Below are 546 nucleotides of genomic sequence, written 5' to 3'. Positions count from 1 at the left end.
GCCGTGCTGTCGGCGAAGTCGAGCTTCTTGAGCGCGTCGATCGTCGCCTGGTGCTGCGGGGTGGGCGACACCAGCAGGTATGGCGTGCCGGCGAAGCCGACCAGGCCCAGGTTGATGCCCGGCGTGAGCTGACTGGCGAACTGGCCGGCCGCCTCCTCGGCGGCCTTGAGCCGGTCGGGGGGGACGTCGGTGGAGGCCATGGACTCCGAGACATCGATCACCAGCATCACGACCGCCCGGTTGAGCGGGATCCGGACGTCGGACGTCGGCCCGGCCATCGCGGTGGTCAGCAGCACCAGCGACGTGGCCAACAGGATCGTCGGCACGTGCCGCCAGCGGCTGGGGCGCGCCGGCGCGACCCGCTCCAGCACCTCCATGTTGGCGAACCGCAGGACGCGGCGGCGGCGGGCGAACTGCAGCACGACGTAGATGCCCAGGACCAGCAGAACGGCCAGCAGGAACAGGAAGAACCACGCGTTCTGAAAGCCGGTGACCGACACGGGGCCCAGCAGGGGCAACTTCATGTGCAGCCACACTATGCGCCCG

At 70.0% G+C, this 546-nt stretch carries 1 protein-coding gene; it reads right to left on the bottom strand.

The features are described 5' to 3' along the window. A partial coding sequence (locus A9X05_RS32715; protein WP_156736733.1) for a VWA domain-containing protein occupies positions 1-524 on the bottom strand: 524 nt, incomplete at its 3' end. Positions 525-546 lie beyond the last annotated feature (22 nt).

The organism is Mycobacterium sp. E3298 (genome assembly GCF_001666895.1).
In the GTDB taxonomy this organism is placed as follows: domain Bacteria; phylum Actinomycetota; class Actinomycetes; order Mycobacteriales; family Mycobacteriaceae; genus Mycobacterium.
Note: the sequence above shows the minus strand (reverse complement) of the source record. Positions and strands in the feature narration are given on the sequence as shown.